12 protein-coding genes are annotated in these 15552 nt (G+C 66.4%); 5 read left to right on the forward strand and 7 right to left on the reverse strand.

Annotated elements, in window-relative coordinates:
- Positions 1-7 precede the first annotated feature (7 nt).
- The 3 genes from ceoB to CFB81_RS26830 are packed head-to-tail and all read right to left on the reverse strand — an operon-like array spanning position 8 to position 5349.
- Positions 8-3193, reverse strand: a complete 3186-nt coding sequence (gene ceoB / locus CFB81_RS26820) for a multidrug efflux RND transporter permease subunit CeoB (protein ID WP_069621522.1) — start codon at positions 3191-3193, stop codon at positions 8-10.
- A 45-nt stretch (positions 3194-3238) separates the two neighbouring features.
- Positions 3239-4456 (reverse strand): multidrug efflux RND transporter periplasmic adaptor subunit CeoA, encoded by a 1218-nt coding sequence (gene ceoA / locus CFB81_RS26825; RefSeq protein ID WP_050017333.1) that lies wholly within the window; start codon positions 4454-4456, stop codon positions 3239-3241.
- A 32-nt stretch (positions 4457-4488) separates the two neighbouring features.
- Positions 4489-5349, reverse strand: coding sequence for an alpha/beta hydrolase (locus CFB81_RS26830; protein ID WP_050017334.1), 861 nt, complete (start codon positions 5347-5349; stop codon positions 4489-4491).
- A gap of 174 nt (positions 5350-5523) precedes the next feature.
- Between CFB81_RS26830 and ceoR the strand changes: the two genes are divergently transcribed.
- From ceoR to CFB81_RS26850, 4 genes are all read left to right on the forward strand, one after another.
- Complete coding sequence (ceoR, locus tag CFB81_RS26835) at positions 5524-6528, forward strand: putative multidrug efflux transcriptional regulator CeoR (protein ID WP_069621523.1); 1005 nt, start codon at positions 5524-5526, stop codon at positions 6526-6528.
- A 405-nt stretch (positions 6529-6933) separates the two neighbouring features.
- Positions 6934-7227, forward strand: a complete 294-nt coding sequence (locus CFB81_RS26840; RefSeq protein WP_069621524.1) for a DUF4148 domain-containing protein — start codon at positions 6934-6936, stop codon at positions 7225-7227.
- Positions 7228-7934: 707 nt separating this feature from the next.
- The gene (locus tag CFB81_RS26845) at positions 7935-8546 is read left to right on the forward strand and encodes a M35 family metallo-endopeptidase (RefSeq protein ID WP_256976342.1); all 612 of its coding nucleotides are present in this window, start codon (positions 7935-7937) and stop codon (positions 8544-8546) included.
- 13 nt (positions 8547-8559) lie between these two features.
- Complete coding sequence (locus CFB81_RS26850) at positions 8560-9318, forward strand: hypothetical protein (protein WP_089437179.1); 759 nt, start codon at positions 8560-8562, stop codon at positions 9316-9318.
- Positions 9319-9400: 82 nt separating this feature from the next.
- Here the strand turns inward: CFB81_RS26850 and CFB81_RS26855 are convergent, their stop codons facing one another.
- The 4 genes from CFB81_RS26855 to CFB81_RS26870 all read right to left on the reverse strand — a co-directional run bounded on the left by CFB81_RS26855 (position 9401) and on the right by CFB81_RS26870 (position 14091).
- Entirely contained in the window at positions 9401-10480 is a 1080-nt protein-coding gene (locus CFB81_RS26855) for a purine nucleoside permease (protein WP_069621527.1), read from the reverse strand.
- A gap of 230 nt (positions 10481-10710) precedes the next feature.
- Complete coding sequence (locus tag CFB81_RS26860) at positions 10711-11304, reverse strand: LysE family translocator (RefSeq protein WP_089437180.1); 594 nt, start codon at positions 11302-11304, stop codon at positions 10711-10713.
- A gap of 70 nt (positions 11305-11374) precedes the next feature.
- Positions 11375-12439, reverse strand: coding sequence for a selenide, water dikinase SelD (selD, locus tag CFB81_RS26865; protein ID WP_084044546.1), 1065 nt, complete (start codon positions 12437-12439; stop codon positions 11375-11377).
- 143 nt (positions 12440-12582) lie between these two features.
- Positions 12583-14091, reverse strand: coding sequence for a PLP-dependent aminotransferase family protein (locus CFB81_RS26870; protein ID WP_089437181.1), 1509 nt, complete (start codon positions 14089-14091; stop codon positions 12583-12585).
- A gap of 120 nt (positions 14092-14211) precedes the next feature.
- Here CFB81_RS26870 and CFB81_RS26875 point away from each other — a divergent pair, with 120 nt between their 5' ends.
- Positions 14212-15501, forward strand: a complete 1290-nt coding sequence (locus CFB81_RS26875) for a 4-aminobutyrate--2-oxoglutarate transaminase (protein WP_179234954.1) — start codon at positions 14212-14214, stop codon at positions 15499-15501.
- The last annotated feature ends 51 nt before the right edge of the window (positions 15502-15552 follow it).

The raw sequence follows: 15552 nt of genomic DNA on the forward strand, positions 1-15552 counted from the left end.
CTGGTCCTCAAGCATCGGGCGCCGGCACGCCGTACCCCGCCGAATCCTTACCGGCGACGTGGATCTTGCCGCCCGCGAGCGTACGCAGCACGACGTAGAACACCGGCGTCAGCATCAGCCCGAACAGCGTCACGCCGAGCATCCCGAAGAACACCGCGACACCCATCGCATGGCGCATTTCCGAACCGGCGCCGGTCGACGTGACGAGCGGCACCACACCCATGATGAACGCGATCGACGTCATCAGGATCGGGCGCAGCCGCAGCCGGCTCGCCTCGATCGCGGCCTCGAGCGGCGTCCTGCCGTCGTGTTCGAGCTCGCGCGCGAATTCGACGATCAGGATCGCGTTTTTCGCGGAAAGCCCCACCAGCACCATCAGGCCGATCTGCGTGAAGATGTTGTTGTCGCCCTGCGTGAGCCACACGCCCGTCAGCGCCGACAGAATGCTCATCGGCACGATCAGGATCACCGCGAGCGGCAGCGTCAGGCTTTCATACAGCGCGGCGAGCACGAGGAACACGAGCAGCACGCTGATCGGGAACACGTACATCGCGGAATCGCCCGCGAGGATCTGCTGGTACGTGAGGTCCGTCCATTCGAACCGCACGCCGCGCGGCAGCGTTTCGTGCGCGATGCGCTCGACCGCGGCCTGCGCCTGACCCGACGAGAAGCCGGGCGCCGGGCCGCCGTTGATGTCGGCCGCCGTGTAGCCGTTGTAGCGCACGACCATTTCGGGGCCGAACGTCGGCGTCACCGTGACGAGCGACGACAGCGGCACCATCTCGCCCTTGTCGTTGCGCGTCTTCAGTTGCAGGATGTCGTCCGCGCGCTGGCGGAACGGCGCATCGGCCTGCACGCGCACCTGGTACACGCGACCGAAGCGGTTGAAGTCGTTCACGTACAGCGAACCGAGATACACCTGCATCGTGTTGAACACGTCGGTCACCGGCACGCCGAGCTGCTTCGCCTTCACGCGATCGAGATCGACGTTGAGCTGCGGCACGTTGATCTGGTAGCTCGTGAACAACGGGCCGAGTTCAGGCGCCTGCTGCGCGCGCTTGATGAAGTCGTTGGTCGCATCCGACAGCTTCGCGTAACCGACCGCGCCGCGATCCTCGATCTGCATCTTGAACCCGCCGAGCGTACCGAGCCCGAGCACCGGCGGCGGCGGGAACACGGCGACGAACGAATCCTTCATCGCGCTGTATTGCTGGTTCAGCGCACCCGCGATCGCGCCGGCCGACAGCGCCTTGCCGTGCCGTTCCGAGAACGGCTTCAGCGTGACGAACACGATGCCCGCGCTCGAGCTGTTCGTGAAGCCGTTCACCGACAGCCCCGGGAACGCGACCGCGCTCTCGACGCCCGGCTGCTTCAGCGCGATCGAACCCATGTCGCGGATCACCTTCTCGGTGCGGTCGAGCGATGCACCGTTCGGCAACTGCGCGAACGCGATCAGGTATTCCTTGTCCTGCGCGGGCACGAAGCCGCCCGGCACGACCTTCGACACGAGCACCGTCGCGCCCACCAGCACGAGGTACACGCCGAGCATCAGCGTCTTGCGCGACAGCACGCCGCGCACGCCGCGGCCGTAGTTCTCCGCGCCGCGATGGAACACCTTGTTGAAGCCGCGGAAGAAGCCGCCGAGCACGCGGTTCATCACGCGCGTGAGCCAGTCTTCCTTGTCGCCATGGCCCTTCAGCAGGATCGCGGACAGCGCCGGCGACAGCGTCAGCGAGTTGAACGCCGAAATCACCGTCGAGATCGCGATGGTCATCGCGAACTGCTTGTAGAACTGGCCGGTCAGGCCCGACATGAACGCGAGCGGCACGAACACGGCGACGAGCGTCAGCGCGATCGCGATGATCGGCCCGCTCACTTCCTGCATCGCCTTGTAGGTCGCCGCCCGCGCGTTCATCCCGCTCTCGATGTTGCGCTCGACGTTCTCGACGACCACGATCGCATCGTCGACCACGATACCGATCGCAAGCACCATCCCGAACAATGACAACGCGTTGATCGAATACCCGAACGCCAGCAGCAGCGAGAACGTGCCGATGATCGACACCGGCACCGCGATCAGCGGAATCAGCGACGCGCGCCAGGTCTGCAGGAACACGATCACGACGATCACGACCAGCGCGATCGCTTCGAGCAGCGTGTGCACGACGGCCTTGATCGACGAGCGCACGAACTGCGTCGGGTCATAGACGATCTTGTAGTCGACGCCCGCCGGCATGTCCTGCTTCAGCTCGGCCATCGTCTTGCGCACTTCGTCCGAGATCTGCAGCGAGTTCGCGCCCGGCGACTGGTTGATCGCCATCGCGACGGCCGGCTTGTTGTCGAGCAGCGAGCGCAGACCGTATTCGGACGCGTCGAGCTGGATCCGCGCGATGTCGCGCAGGTGCGTGACGCCGCCGTCCGGCGTCGTCTTCACGACGATGTCGCCGAATTCGTCTTCCGTCTGCAAACGGCCGCGCGCGTTCACCGACAACTGCAGCGGCGTGCCGGGCAGCGACGGCGATGCGCCGATCACGCCGGCCGCGACCTGCACGTTCTGCTCGCGGATCGCCTGCACGACGTCCTCGGCCGACAGCCCGCGCTGCGCGACCTTCTGCGGATCGAGCCACACGCGCATCGCGTAGTCGCCCGAACCCCACAGCTGCACCTGGCCGACGCCCTGGATCCGCGACAGGCGATCCTTCACGTTGATCAGCGCGTAGTTGCGCAGGTAGGTCATGTCGTAACGGTTGTCCGGCGAGATCAGGTGGACCACCATCGTCAGCGTCGGCGAGCTCTTCACCGTCGTGATGCCGAGCCGCTGCACGTCTTCCGGCAGGCGCGGCAACGCCTGGTTCACGCGGTTCTGCACGAGCTGCGTGGCCTTGTCCGGATCGGTGCCGAGCTTGAACGTGACGGTGATCGTCATGTTGCCGTCGCTGTTCGCCTGCGACTGCATGTAGAGCATGTCCTCGACGCCGTTGATCTGCTCTTCCAGCGGCGACGCGACCGTCTCGGCGATCACTTTCGGGTTCGCGCCCGGGTACTGCGCCTTCACGATCACGGAAGGCGGCACGACTTCCGGATACTCCGAAATCGGCAGCAGGAACATCGCGATCACCCCGCCCAGCAGGATGATCACCGATAGGACTCCTGCGAAGATCGGCCGGTCGATAAAGAATTTGGAAATGTTCATGGGTTGCTCTGTCTGGTTGAACGCGGATGCGAAGCGGCGCGCCGCTTACGAATCCGCCTTCGCCGGTGCGGCCGGCTTCGCGTTATCCGCGAGCGGCGCGGACGGCTCGTCGCCGCCCGTCATCGGGACCATGTGCGGCTTCACCTGCGCGCCGGGGCGCACGCGCTGCGTGCCGTTCACGACCACGCGATCACCGGCGGCAAGGCCGCTCACGATCACGCGCCGGTTGCCGTGCTGCATCCCCGGCTGCACTTCGCGGTACGACACGCGGCCCTGCTGATCGACGACGAACACGAACTTCTTGTCCTGGTCGGTGTTGATCGCCGCGTCGTCGACGAGCAGCGCCTCGTGCGGCGCGCTGCCGCCCACCTTCACGCGTGCGTAGAGGCCCGGGACGAGCGTGCCGTCCGCGTTGTCGAAGCGTGCGCGCACGCGGATCGTGCCGGACGACGTGTCGAGCCGGTTGTCGACCGAATCGATCTCGCCGCTGCGCGAGTAGCCGGTTTCGTTCGCGAGGCCGAGCTCGACCGGCACCTTGCGGCCGCTGCGCGCGCCGTTGATGTATTGCAGGTAGGTCTGCTCGTCCGCGTCGAACGACGCGTAGATCGGCGACACCGACACCAGCGTCGTCAGCGGCGCGGCCGACGCGCCGGCCGACACGACGTTGCCGAGCGTGATTTCCGCGCGCGACACGCGGCCCGATACCGGGGCGGTGATGCGCGTATAGCCAAGGTTGATGCGCGCCGTTTCCAGCGCGGCTTCGGCGGCCTTCAGGTTCGCGTTCGCTTCACGCGCCGCGTTCTGCTTCTCGTCGTAGTCGCGCTTCGCGATCGCGTTGTCGCCGATCAGCCGCTGTGCGCGCTGCCAGTCGGTCTGCGCATAGCCGTTGCGTGCCTGCGCGGCCGCGAGCTGCGCGGCGGCGCGGTCGACTTCAGCCTGGTACGGGCGCGGGTCGATCACGAACAGCACGTCGCCCTTCTTCACGAGCGCGCCGTCCTTGAAATTCACCGCGACGATCGTGCCCGACACCTGCGGGCGCACGTCGACTTTTTCGACCGCTTCGAGGCGGCCCGAATAGCTTTGCCAGTCGGTGACGGTCTGCGGCACGACGGTCGCCACGTCGACTTCGGGCAGCGGCGCCGCCGCTTTCTCGGGGGCGTTCGCGTTCACGCGCATCGCGCCGAACGTGCCGAGGCCGACGACGGCGAGCGTGACGATCGCCGCGGTCGCGATTCGGGAACGGGAGGTGCGTAGGATGGCCATGTGGATCTCCGGTAAGCGTGGATTGGTTCTGGTTATTCGGAACGGTTCGGCTGGCGCGCCTGGAAGCGGCACTGGAAGAAGCGCACGGCTTCCTCGAATGCGGCTTCGTGCGTGGCGAGCGCGGCGTGCGTGATGTCCGGATAGCGGATCACCTGCGTGAGCACGCCCGACGAGATCAGGCAGCCCGCATATTTCTCCGCCTCGACGTGCAGCACGTCGTTCTGCGCGGTAACGACGAGCGTCGGCGGCAGCCCCGCGAGGCGCACCGATTCGATCGGCGCCGCGTACGGGTGCATGCGCTGCGCCGCCTGCGGCAGATATGCGCGGTAGCAGGCCGCGCATTCGCGCGCGGTGATGTCGGACGCAAGGCGCTCGGCGTCGCCGATGCGCGTCATGCTCGGGTCGAGCATCGGCCCGAACAGCGCCTGCGCGGCGATCGACACCTCGCCGCGGTCGCGGGCGATGAAGGCCAGGCAGTTCGCGAGCTGGCCGCCCGCGTCGTGCCCCGCCACGCCGATCTTCTTCGGGTTGCCGCCAAACGCGCGGGCGCGCGTCGCGGCCCACACGGCGGCGCGATACGCATCCTCCGGCGCGGCCGGAAAAGGAAAGGCCGGCGCGAGCGAATAATCGACCGACACTACGAGAGCTGGTAAGCGTTCTGCTAAAAAGCGCGCGGCGAAATCAGCGTCTTCGAGCGAACCGCGGACGAAGCCACCGCCGTGGAAATAAAGCACTACTGGCAACCCGGTCTTGTCCGGACGGCGGTAGAGGCGCAGCACGATGTCCTGTGCGTAGCCGGGAATTTCCACTTCGGCAACCGTCAGCGCCGCGCCGGCTATGGCTTGCGCGGGCAGCGCGGCTTTCAGGAATTTGCTGAATTCAGAAGCGTCCATGACGATGCAGCGTCCATTTCGAGATGGAACGAATTCTGAGTCCGGCAGACATTGGGATAAATGCCTATAATCCGGCAACACAATTCAACGCCCCCGAACAATCCGAGGCTGCGTTTACCCACGAGGTAGCGCAGCCTTGTCGTTCAGGAGGCTCATTAGATTGCGGAGGTTGTGATGGACCGGCTTCAGGCCATGCAGGTATTTACTCGCGTCGTCGATACAAGCAGCTTCACCAAGGCAGCAGAAACGCTCGGCTTGCCGCGGGCGTCCGTCACGACGATCATCCAGAATCTCGAAGCCTTCCTCGGCGTGCGGCTGATGCACCGGACCACGCGCCGGCTGTCGCTCACGCCGGACGGCGCCGCGTACTACGAACGATGCGTGCGGATCCTCGCGGACGTCGAGGAAACCGAAGCAAGCTTCCAGGCCAACAACCGGAAGCCGCACGGAAAGTTGCGTATCGACATGCCGGGCTCGATCGGGCGGCTGCTCGTGATTCCGTCGCTGTGCGAATTCCATACGCGCTATCCGGACATCGACCTGCAACTCGGCCTGTCCGACCGGCCGGTCGACCTGCTGCAGGAGGGCGTCGACTGCGTGATCCGCGTCGGCGCGCTGCAGGACTCGTCGCTCGTCGCGCGCCGCGTCGGCCTGTTCGAATGCGTGACGGTCGCGTCGCCCGACTATCTCGAGCACCACGGCGAGCCGCAGACGATCGACGACCTGAGCCAGCACAAGGCCGTCAACTACTTCTCGAGCCGCACGGGCCGCACGATCGACTGGACGTTCCTGATCGAAGGCAAGGAAGTCGAGATGAAGATGGAGGGCATCGTGTCGGTGAACGACGCGGACGCGTACGTGACGTGCGGGATCGAGGGCTTCGGGCTGATCCAGCCGCCGCTGTTCATGGTGCTGCCGCACCTGCGCGAAGGCCGGCTCAAGGAAGTGCTGCCCGGCGTCAAGCCGCTGCCCATGCCGATCTCGGTCGTGTATCCGCACAGCCGCCATCTGTCGCCGAAGGTGCGCGTGTTCGTCGACTGGATTGCAGAAGTGTTCGACCGCTGCCCGCTGCTGAGCGGCAAGGGCAGCCTCGACGCGACGTGCAGCAAGCGCACGTTCGAGGAGGCCGAGCGCGCGCCGGTGCTCGATACGCCGGTGATCAACGAGTGGGTTGCGTAATCCTCTGAACAACGCGCGCGGGCCGTGGCGCCCGCGCGTCGTCCCGCCTCGGCGCCGCGCCGGCACGCCCTTCAAGCGCAGCGCCCTCGATCCTTCCTGAAACGGCAGTAAACCTTTGCGTCGCCCGCGGCAATCGGCCACGTGCGTCGTCGCGCGTCGTCGCCGCACCCGCGCGAAGCCCATGCCACGGGGCTGCCGGCCGTTTGCGCATAACCCTGTCGACCGTGCGGATGGCGATTGTTCCACTGACACGACAATTCAATTCGCGTCTGCCGCATTTATCGCGACGGAACGGATACCTAGAGTAAACCCTGTCGCGCACCTCGTTGCGCATCGAACAGATCCCGCCTGGCGGGACCGGAGTCAGCGCTCGGCGCCAGCTCCGACATCTCTAGGAGTTACGCCATGAACCGCCGCCATCTTCTCTCGGCCCTCGCGCTCGCGCTCGCCGTCTCCGCACCGGCGTTCGCCGATTCGGGCACCCCGCACGCCGGCGACTACGCCAACGCGTCGTGGTACGCGCAACACAATGGCCCGCGTACGCGCGCCGAAGTGAGCGCGGAAGTCGAGCAAGCGCGCAAGGACGGCACGCTCGCGTACCTGCGCAAGGCGACTTCGTATCCGCAGGGGCTCGAACTCGCGCAAGGCCCGTATCGCCCGATCCCGGAAGGCAACCAGCTCGCCGGCGGGGGCCGGTAAACGCGCGGCGCCGCGCAGCGGGTTGCCCCGTGCGCGGCGTCTCGAACGATCTTATCGACGATTTGATGAGCCAGTTAGTTGCAGGAGCACATGATGAACGACCAACTTCCTTCGCCGCTCGATCACTGGGACGACACCACGCCGGTGTGGACGCCGTTCCGTTCCGGGCCGCAATCGCATTAAGGTTCGCGTCGACGCGTCGCTGACACCGTCCTGCGGCGATCAGCGGCGCGGCGCCCCATCGCGCCATTCGCCCCAGTGCGTGACGATGTCCTGCACCAGCGGATTGCCCGCGCGATACAGGTTTTCGGTCGCCGGGGGGCCGACAGGCAATGGATATCGTCATTGAGCGCACGTCGAAGTGACACGATTCGTGACGTTACCCGAGGAAAATTCGTCCAGCTGAGTCGGCCGCACGCTCGACACATCAATTGACACGGACAGATTCGTCTGTCAGATCGCGTTCGCCGCGATCCTTCGGGATCCGGTGAATGCAAATCGTATGTCCGGACAGCCCGGATCGCCGCCCTCATACCGGTTGAACTTGCCGACGATCATTCTTCTCCGAAAGAAACAGGAGCCTGACGCACCGTCTATTCACATTTCCCCACACTCGCTCACCTCGCCACCTGCAATTTGACGCATGGCTCGTCGACTTCATATGTCTAGCATCAGCACCCTCAACGATGCCCATATGGAGCGTACCGATGACAGCACCACAAGAATTCAGCGTATCGCTCGACGGACCGCCGATATGTCCGAACATGAGCGATTCGACGTTCAAGAGGCGGATGCTCGAATTGCGAGGCGAAGCGGTGGCGATCACCGAGCAGCGCCGCCGGGATTTGATGCGATGGAGTCCCGCCATTGAAGCGCGGGTCATCGAATGGTTCGGTTCAGCGCGTGTCGATACGACGCGCACGCTGATTCGAGGACTGGGCGCCCTTGCCAGCGTGATGGGCGCGCTCGGCCCACGGAACTTTGTCCGCATCGATTCCGAGGCCGATCGCGCCACAGGATGCCTGCCGAACATGAGTCATCGTGACGCGGAAGCCGCGCACGTCTGTCGCACGGACACGTCCGCCCATATCATCGCCATCAATCTCCCTTTTTGCTCACTACCCGAGCGATCGGCCGGTAATCTCTCGTCGCAGCAACTGACGATCGTGCACGAATGCGCGCACCTCGCGGACACATTCAACGCACATGATCATTCCGGGGCGTACGGGCGCGCCGCGTGTGTCCAGTTTGCAAGACGTCACCCGGATAGAGCCATCAACAATGCGGACAACATCGCGTGGTTCATTCTGGCGCGGTAGATCGGGGAAATTCATGCGACGAGCCTTCTTCGCGATACTGATCGCCCTCCTCACCCTTCCGATACAGGCCGATGCGTGCAAGATCATGCTGACCGACAGCATGCAATTGCCGCTGAACTCAATCGAAATCAGCAACGCCGACAGGCTCTCCGTCGTCAGACACTACCTGACCGCCAAGGAGTGGACGCTCGAAGGCACGATGGCATCGGTCGACGCGGCGGCCTACGATTGGGAAAACCGGCCCATGCAACTGGCTCGCCAACGCGGCACGCAGATGAAGTCCTTTCTTGTGCAACTCGGCATGGCTCCCGACGACGTCTACGTCAGCGAGCGAATCATCTCGCGCACGAACGGCAAGCTCGATCGCGACGACGCGAAACAGCTATGGGTTCAGTTCGCTCCCAAATGCCCGCCAGCCGGATGTCAGAGCCTCTGCAACTCCCCGCGTACATCGGGCGTAGTCAGCTATGCGCTGACACCGCGCACGCCGGGGCCCCGGGCCGACTCCGCTCGATTTACGTGCGGCGACAGCCGGGAACCGACACCCGCGCGGTTCGTGACGACTGAACGCTGGACCGAACGCACGCGAAATCAAACCCTGTTTCTGAGAAATGACCGCAAGAAGCCGCTGGCGCACATCTGCTATCGGATCAGCACCAGCGCAATGCAGTATGTCGGCATGACGGACGAGCAAGGTCAGACGGGGACCATCAAGTTGTTGGGGCCCGAATACACACGAATCGAACTCAAGCTCGCAGCGCCGCAGCCGTGAAGATTGCTCCGGGCGATCGTCAATCGCCCGGAGCCCGACTCTACGCGCAGGCTCCGATTAGCCCGCGCGTCTTGCCATCAGCTTAGCGGCGCGGCACCCCATCACGCCATTCGCCCCAGTGCGTGACGATGTCCTGCACCAGCGGATTACCCGCGCGATACAGGTTTTCGGTCGCCGGCGCGAAGCCGCCTTGATCCGCGTAGTTCAGCAGGTTGTCGGCGCTCGTCTGCCCCGCGTACGGTCGGTCGAAATCGGACCCCGTGCGCAGCACGGCCACGCGCGACAGGTCGACCCGCTTCACGCTCGCCGCGCGCTTGAGCGCTTCGAACGTCGCGTTGTCTTCCTGCGCGGTCATGCAGTAGGTGCCCTTGCCGTCCGTCAGGATCTTGGTCCACTGGCGCGCGCGCTCGCCGATCAGCGTGCCCGAGAACCACGTGTTGCCCGATGACGTATCGCACTGGATCACCGTCGGCGGCCGGTTCGCCGGCGCGTACGTGAACTTCGCGCGCGCGGCCTGCGCCTGTGCGCTATCGGCGAGCACGACGTTGCGCGACAGCGCGTAGGCGGCGTCGGTCAGCTGCGGGTTGAGCTGGAACACTTCGGTGCGATAGTCGAGCGGCGGCTTGTCGTTCGGGCTCTTCGTGTTGATGCCGAGGAAGCCGGTGTTCCACCCGGCCGGAATCTCGCGCGCATCGAGCTCCCACTGCAGGCTGAAATCGACGAGGTATTTCGACCACGCGGCCGATCCGACCGTGCCCTGTGCAGGGTCGACGCCCGCGATGCCCGAGACCAGGAAATACGTGCGGCGCAGATCGAAGCGCTGCGAGAACGTGAGCGCCATGATCGTCGCCGACGCGTTCGCATAGCCCATGCCGGTCGTCACCACGCATACGTCCTGCTTGTTGCAGTGGACGGCCGGATAGTCGGGCGACAGGCCGGGCACGGTGATGTCGCGCCACGGGCCGAGCCGGTCGAGCCACGCCTGGCCTTCCGGGCCGAACATCGTGATGATCATGACCTTGACCGGGCGGCCATGCGAGCCGGTCTCGGCGAATGCGGCGTTGCCCGCATCGTTGCCCTGGTTGTCCTGCGCGATCGACGGCGCGGTCGCACAGGCGGCGAGCGAGAATGCAGCGGCGGAAAGGATGGAGCGAGTCAGCATCGGCGTTCCTTGTTTCGATGATGTTGGGTGAGAACGGCTGTCGGAGACTGCGCGACGAGTATAGAACGGGCGTGCGCGATGCGGAACCCGACTACGAAACGGCTGCCCGTGTTTCGTGCGGACGAATGCGTGTTGCGTGTCCGAAAATCGCGCGTTCGGCGCGGTGTTGCAAACATCAGGAATGCTATTTGGTTCGCCGTCACTCGCGACATCGACCGTTTCTCGCCGCACTACACGCGCATCAGTCCCGCGACGCCATAACCGAGCACGACGAGTGCGGCGACCACATGGCTCGCGGCGAGCCACCCCGGCGATTTCACGAAGCGCCCGATCGCACTGCCGCCGAACGCGAACACGAGCTGCCCCGCGAGACTGCCCGCAAACACGCACGCGGCGCCGACCAGCCAGTGTCGGTGCGCCCCGGCGGCAGCGGTCGCATAGCCGTAGAACAGCAGGATGGTCAGCGGGTTCGCGAGCGTGACGAAGAACATCGACATGAACGGGCGATCGCCCGGCGGCGTCGGTACGTCGCCATCGAGCGTGCGGCGCCGGTCGCGCAGCGACTGCCACAGCATCCGCGCACCCATCGCGAGCAACACGAGCGCACCGACGACGCGGAACAGCGGCAGATGCGACGCGAGCGTGCTCGCGAGCATCGCACCGATCGTAAACGCGACGACCGCATAGCAGCCGTCGGCAGCGGCCACGCCGATCGCCGCGCGCACGCCGGTCGCGGTGCCGGCGCGCATGCCGTAGTTCGCGATCATCAGCGCGACGGGCCCGACCGACAGCGCGATCACGAGCCCGAACAGGAAGTCGTTCATCGGTCGTCGAGACCTTCAACGGAAGGCATCGATTCTATCGACCGACGGCACGCCAGCGTGAAAAACTGCGTCAGGCGACGTCGACGCGTGCCGGCCCGTCCACCATCTCGCCGATCACGGCCGCGCGGTCGAAACCGTCGGCGCGGAAGCAGGCGAGCACGTCGTCGACCGCTTCCGGCGCACACGCGACCAGCAACCCGCCCGACGTCTGCGGATCGGTCAGCAGCGCCTGCGCGACGGGCGGCAGCCCGTCGGCGAGCCGCACGTCAGTGCCGTACGCGGCCCAGTTGCGGCCCGACGCGCCGGTGAACACGCCGTCGGCAACGAACGTCTCGACGCCCGCAAGCCACGGCAGCGACGCATAGTGCACGCGCGCGGTGAGATTCGCGCCGCGCGCCAGTTCGAGCGTATGGCCGAGCAGCCCGAAGCCCGTGACGTCGGTCAGCGCATGGACGCCCGGCAGCGCGGCGAGTTCGGCGCCCGGCCGGTTGAGCTTGGTGGTGGTCGCAACCATCTGCGCGTAACCGTCGGCATCGAGCTGGTTCTTCTTCAGCGCGGCCGACAGCACGCCGACGCCGAGCGGCTTGCCGAGCACGAGCACGTCGCCCGCGCGCGCGGCCGCGTTGCGCTTCACGCGCGACGGATGCACGACGCCGATCGCCGCGAGCCCGTAGATCGGCTCGACCGAATCGATCGAATGGCCGCCCGCGACCGGAATGCCGGCATCCGCGCACACCGACTCGCCGCCGCGCAGCACGGCCGCGATCGTCTCGTGCGGCAGCACGTTGATCGGCATGCCGACCAGCGCGAGCGCGAGGATCGGCTTGCCGCCCATCGCATAGACGTCGGACAACGCATTGGTGGCCGCGATACGGCCGAAGTCGAACGGATCGTCGACGATCGGCATGAAGAAATCGGTGGTGGCGACGATCGCCTGCTCGTCGTTGAGCCGGTAGACGGCCGCGTCGTCGGACGTTTCGGTGCCGACCAGCAGATCGGGGAACAGCGCGGGCGGCGTCGCGCGCTTGAGCAGCTCGGACAGCACGCCCGGCGCGATCTTGCAGCCGCAGCCGCCCCCGTGCGACAGGCTCGTGAGGCGCGGAACGGCAGGCTGGGCTTGGGTGGCTTCGGTCATCGTCGGCATCCGGTGAATAACAACGTTCTATTATCGACAATTCCGCGCGAGCGCGCCCGATACGCAGTCCACGTTGCGCAGAGAATCGCGCTTCGATCGCCTTTGACGGATTCGCGACGAGTCGATATGGCCATGCGCCCGCGTCAAGCCAGCGCAACGGCCCCGCCGAACGCCCGCTCGTCGATCGCCTCGGCGAGCGTCGCGAACGCGGTCCCGATCTCGTCTTCCGGCACGCACGCATAGCCGAGCAGCAATCCCGATGCGGCGCGCGAGCGATCCGCGTAATACCCGGACAGCGGCCGCACGACGATGTTGCGCTCGAGCGCCGCCTGCGCGACCCCGCGATCGTCGACGCCCGCCGGCAATTGCGTGACCAGATGCAGCCCCGCATCGCTGCCGAGCGCGTGCAGCGTATCGCCGTAGCGGCGCGCGACCGCGTCGAGCAACACCTCGCGGCGCTGCCCGTACAGCGTGCGCATCTTGCGGATATGCGACACGAAATGCCCTTCCGCGATGAATTCGGCGAGCACCGCCTGCTGCAGCAACTGCCCTTCGCGATACAGCTCGGCGCTCGCGGTCGCGAAACTCTCCGCGAGCGGCTCCGGCGCGACGAGGTAACCGACCCGCAGCCCCGGGAACAGCGTCTTGCCGAAACTGCCGACGTAGATCACCTGCCCGGCCGTGTCGAGGCCCTGCAGCGACGCGAGCGGCCGGCTGCCGTAGCGGAATTCGCTGTCGTAGTCGTCCTCGATGATCCAGCACCCGTGCTGGCGCGCGTATTCGAGCAGCATGCGCCGCCGCGCGAGGCTCATCACCATCCCGAGCGGATACTGGTGCGACGGCGTGACGAGCATCAGCTTCGGCGGCTCGGCCAGATCGGCGGCCGACGGCGCGATGCCTTCGTCGTCGACCGGAATCGGCCGCGTGGTCAGCCCCGACACGTTCAGCACGCTGCGCACGCCCCAGTAGCACGGATCTTCGGTCCAGATCGCGTCGCCCGGGTCGGTCAGCAGGCGCACCGCGAGGTCGATCGACTGGTGGATGCCGGTCGTGATCACGATCTGCTCCGGCGTGCAGCGCACCGAGCGCGACGTGCGCAGGTAGTCGGCCAGCGCCTCGCGCAGCAGCGCGAGCCCGCCGCCGGGCGCGTAGGTCAGCAGGTCCGGGCGCAGGCGCCGCCAGTACTTGTTATGCAGCCGCGTCCACACCCGCGCCGGAAAGCGCGACACATCGGGCACGCCCGGCATGAACGCACCGCCCTGGCGCTTCGACACGCCGGCCCCTTCGACGAGCCGCGTGCCGCGCGCGGACAGCCGCCGCGCGGACGGCGTCGCGACGGCCGGGCCGGCCGCCGCGTCGGACGGTGCGCCGACGATCTCGTCCGGCGCGCTGTCGGCGACGAACGTGCCGCGGCCCGTGGCCGAGTTCACATAGCCTTCGAGCGCAAGCTGCTCGTAAACCTGCGTGACCGTGTTGCGCGCGATCCCGAGCTCGGCGGCCAGCAGCCGCGACGACGGCACGCGCGTGCCGGCCGGCAGTTCGCGCGACAGGATCGCCTGTTGCAGCAGGCGATGCAGCTGCCGGTAGATCGGCTGCGCGCCGCCGCGCACGAGGCGCTGCGCCAGCCAGTCCGACAACACGCTTGCGCGCATGATTGGCTCCTGAATATTTATTGAAATGGCTCTGATTGCCAGAGCCAAATGTGATTATAGTCGCCTCCATGGGCTGCCAACGCGGCCGATTTCTACCTCACCGGACAGAACATCAAGGAGATGACCGTGAAGAATGCCGACCTGCAGGCCCGCAAGAACGCCGCCACCCCGCGCGGCGTCGGCGTGATGTGCGATTTCTACGCAGCCCGCGCCGAGAACGCGGAGCTGTGGGACGTCGAAGGCCGCCGCTTCATCGATTTCGCCGCCGGCATCGCGGTGCTGAACACCGGCCACCGCCACCCGAAGATCGTCAAGGCGATCGCGGATCAGCTGAACAGCTTCACGCACACCGCCTACCAGATCGTCCCGTACGCGTCGTACGTCGAGCTGGCGGAGAAGATCAACGAGCGCGCGCCGGGCGACTTCCCGAAGAAGACGGCGTTCTTCACGACCGGCGCCGAAGCCGTCGAGAACGCGATCAAGATCGCGCGTGCGGCAACCGGCCGTCCGGGCGTGATCGCGTTCTCCGGCGGTTTCCACGGCCGCACGATGATGGGCATGGCGCTGACCGGCAAGGTCGCGCCGTACAAGCTGAACTTCGGCCCGTTCCCGGGCGACGTGTTCCACGCGCCGTACCCGAACGCCGTGCACGGCGTGACGACGGCCGACTCGATCAAGGCGATCGAAATGCTGTTCAAGGCCGACATCGATCCGAAGCGCGTCGCCGCGATCATCTTCGAACCGGTCCAGGGCGAAGGCGGCTTCAACCCGGCGCCGGCCGAATTCGTGCGCGCGCTGCGCAAGATCTGTAACGAACACGGCATCCTGCTGATCGCCGACGAAGTGCAGACGGGCTTCGCGCGTACCGGCAAGCTGTTCGCGATGCAGCACTACGACGTGCTGGCCGACCTGATCACGATGGCGAAGAGCCTCGCGGGCGGCATGCCGCTGTCGGGCGTCGTCGGCCGTGCGGACGTGATGGACGCGGCCGCGCCCGGCGGCCTCGGCGGCACCTACGCGGGCAACCCGCTGGCCGTCGCATCGGCGCACGCGGTGCTCGAGATCATCGACGAAGAAAAGCTGTGCGAGCGCGCGACGCAGCTCGGCGACGTGCTGAAGGCGAAGCTGAATGCGCTGCAGGCCGACGTGCCGCAGATCGCCGACGTGCGCGGCCCGGGCGCGATGATCGCGGTCGAGTTCCTGAAGCCGGGTTCGGGCGAGCCGGATGCCGAATTCACGAAGCGCGTGCAGGCGCGTGCGCTCGAGCGCGGCCTGCTGCTGCTCGTGTGCGGCGTGTACTCGAACGTCGTGCGCTTCCTGTTCCCGCTGACGATCCCGCAAGCCGTGTTCGACGAAGCGCTCGCGATCCTCGAGGAAGTGCTGAAGGAAACGGTTGGCGTGCCGGCCTGAGTGCCCGTCCGCTTCAACTGAATGCGCCGCCGCCGTCGTCACGACGGCGGC

The organism is Burkholderia sp. AU28863 (assembly GCF_002223195.1).
Taxonomy (GTDB): domain Bacteria; phylum Pseudomonadota; class Gammaproteobacteria; order Burkholderiales; family Burkholderiaceae; genus Burkholderia; species Burkholderia sola.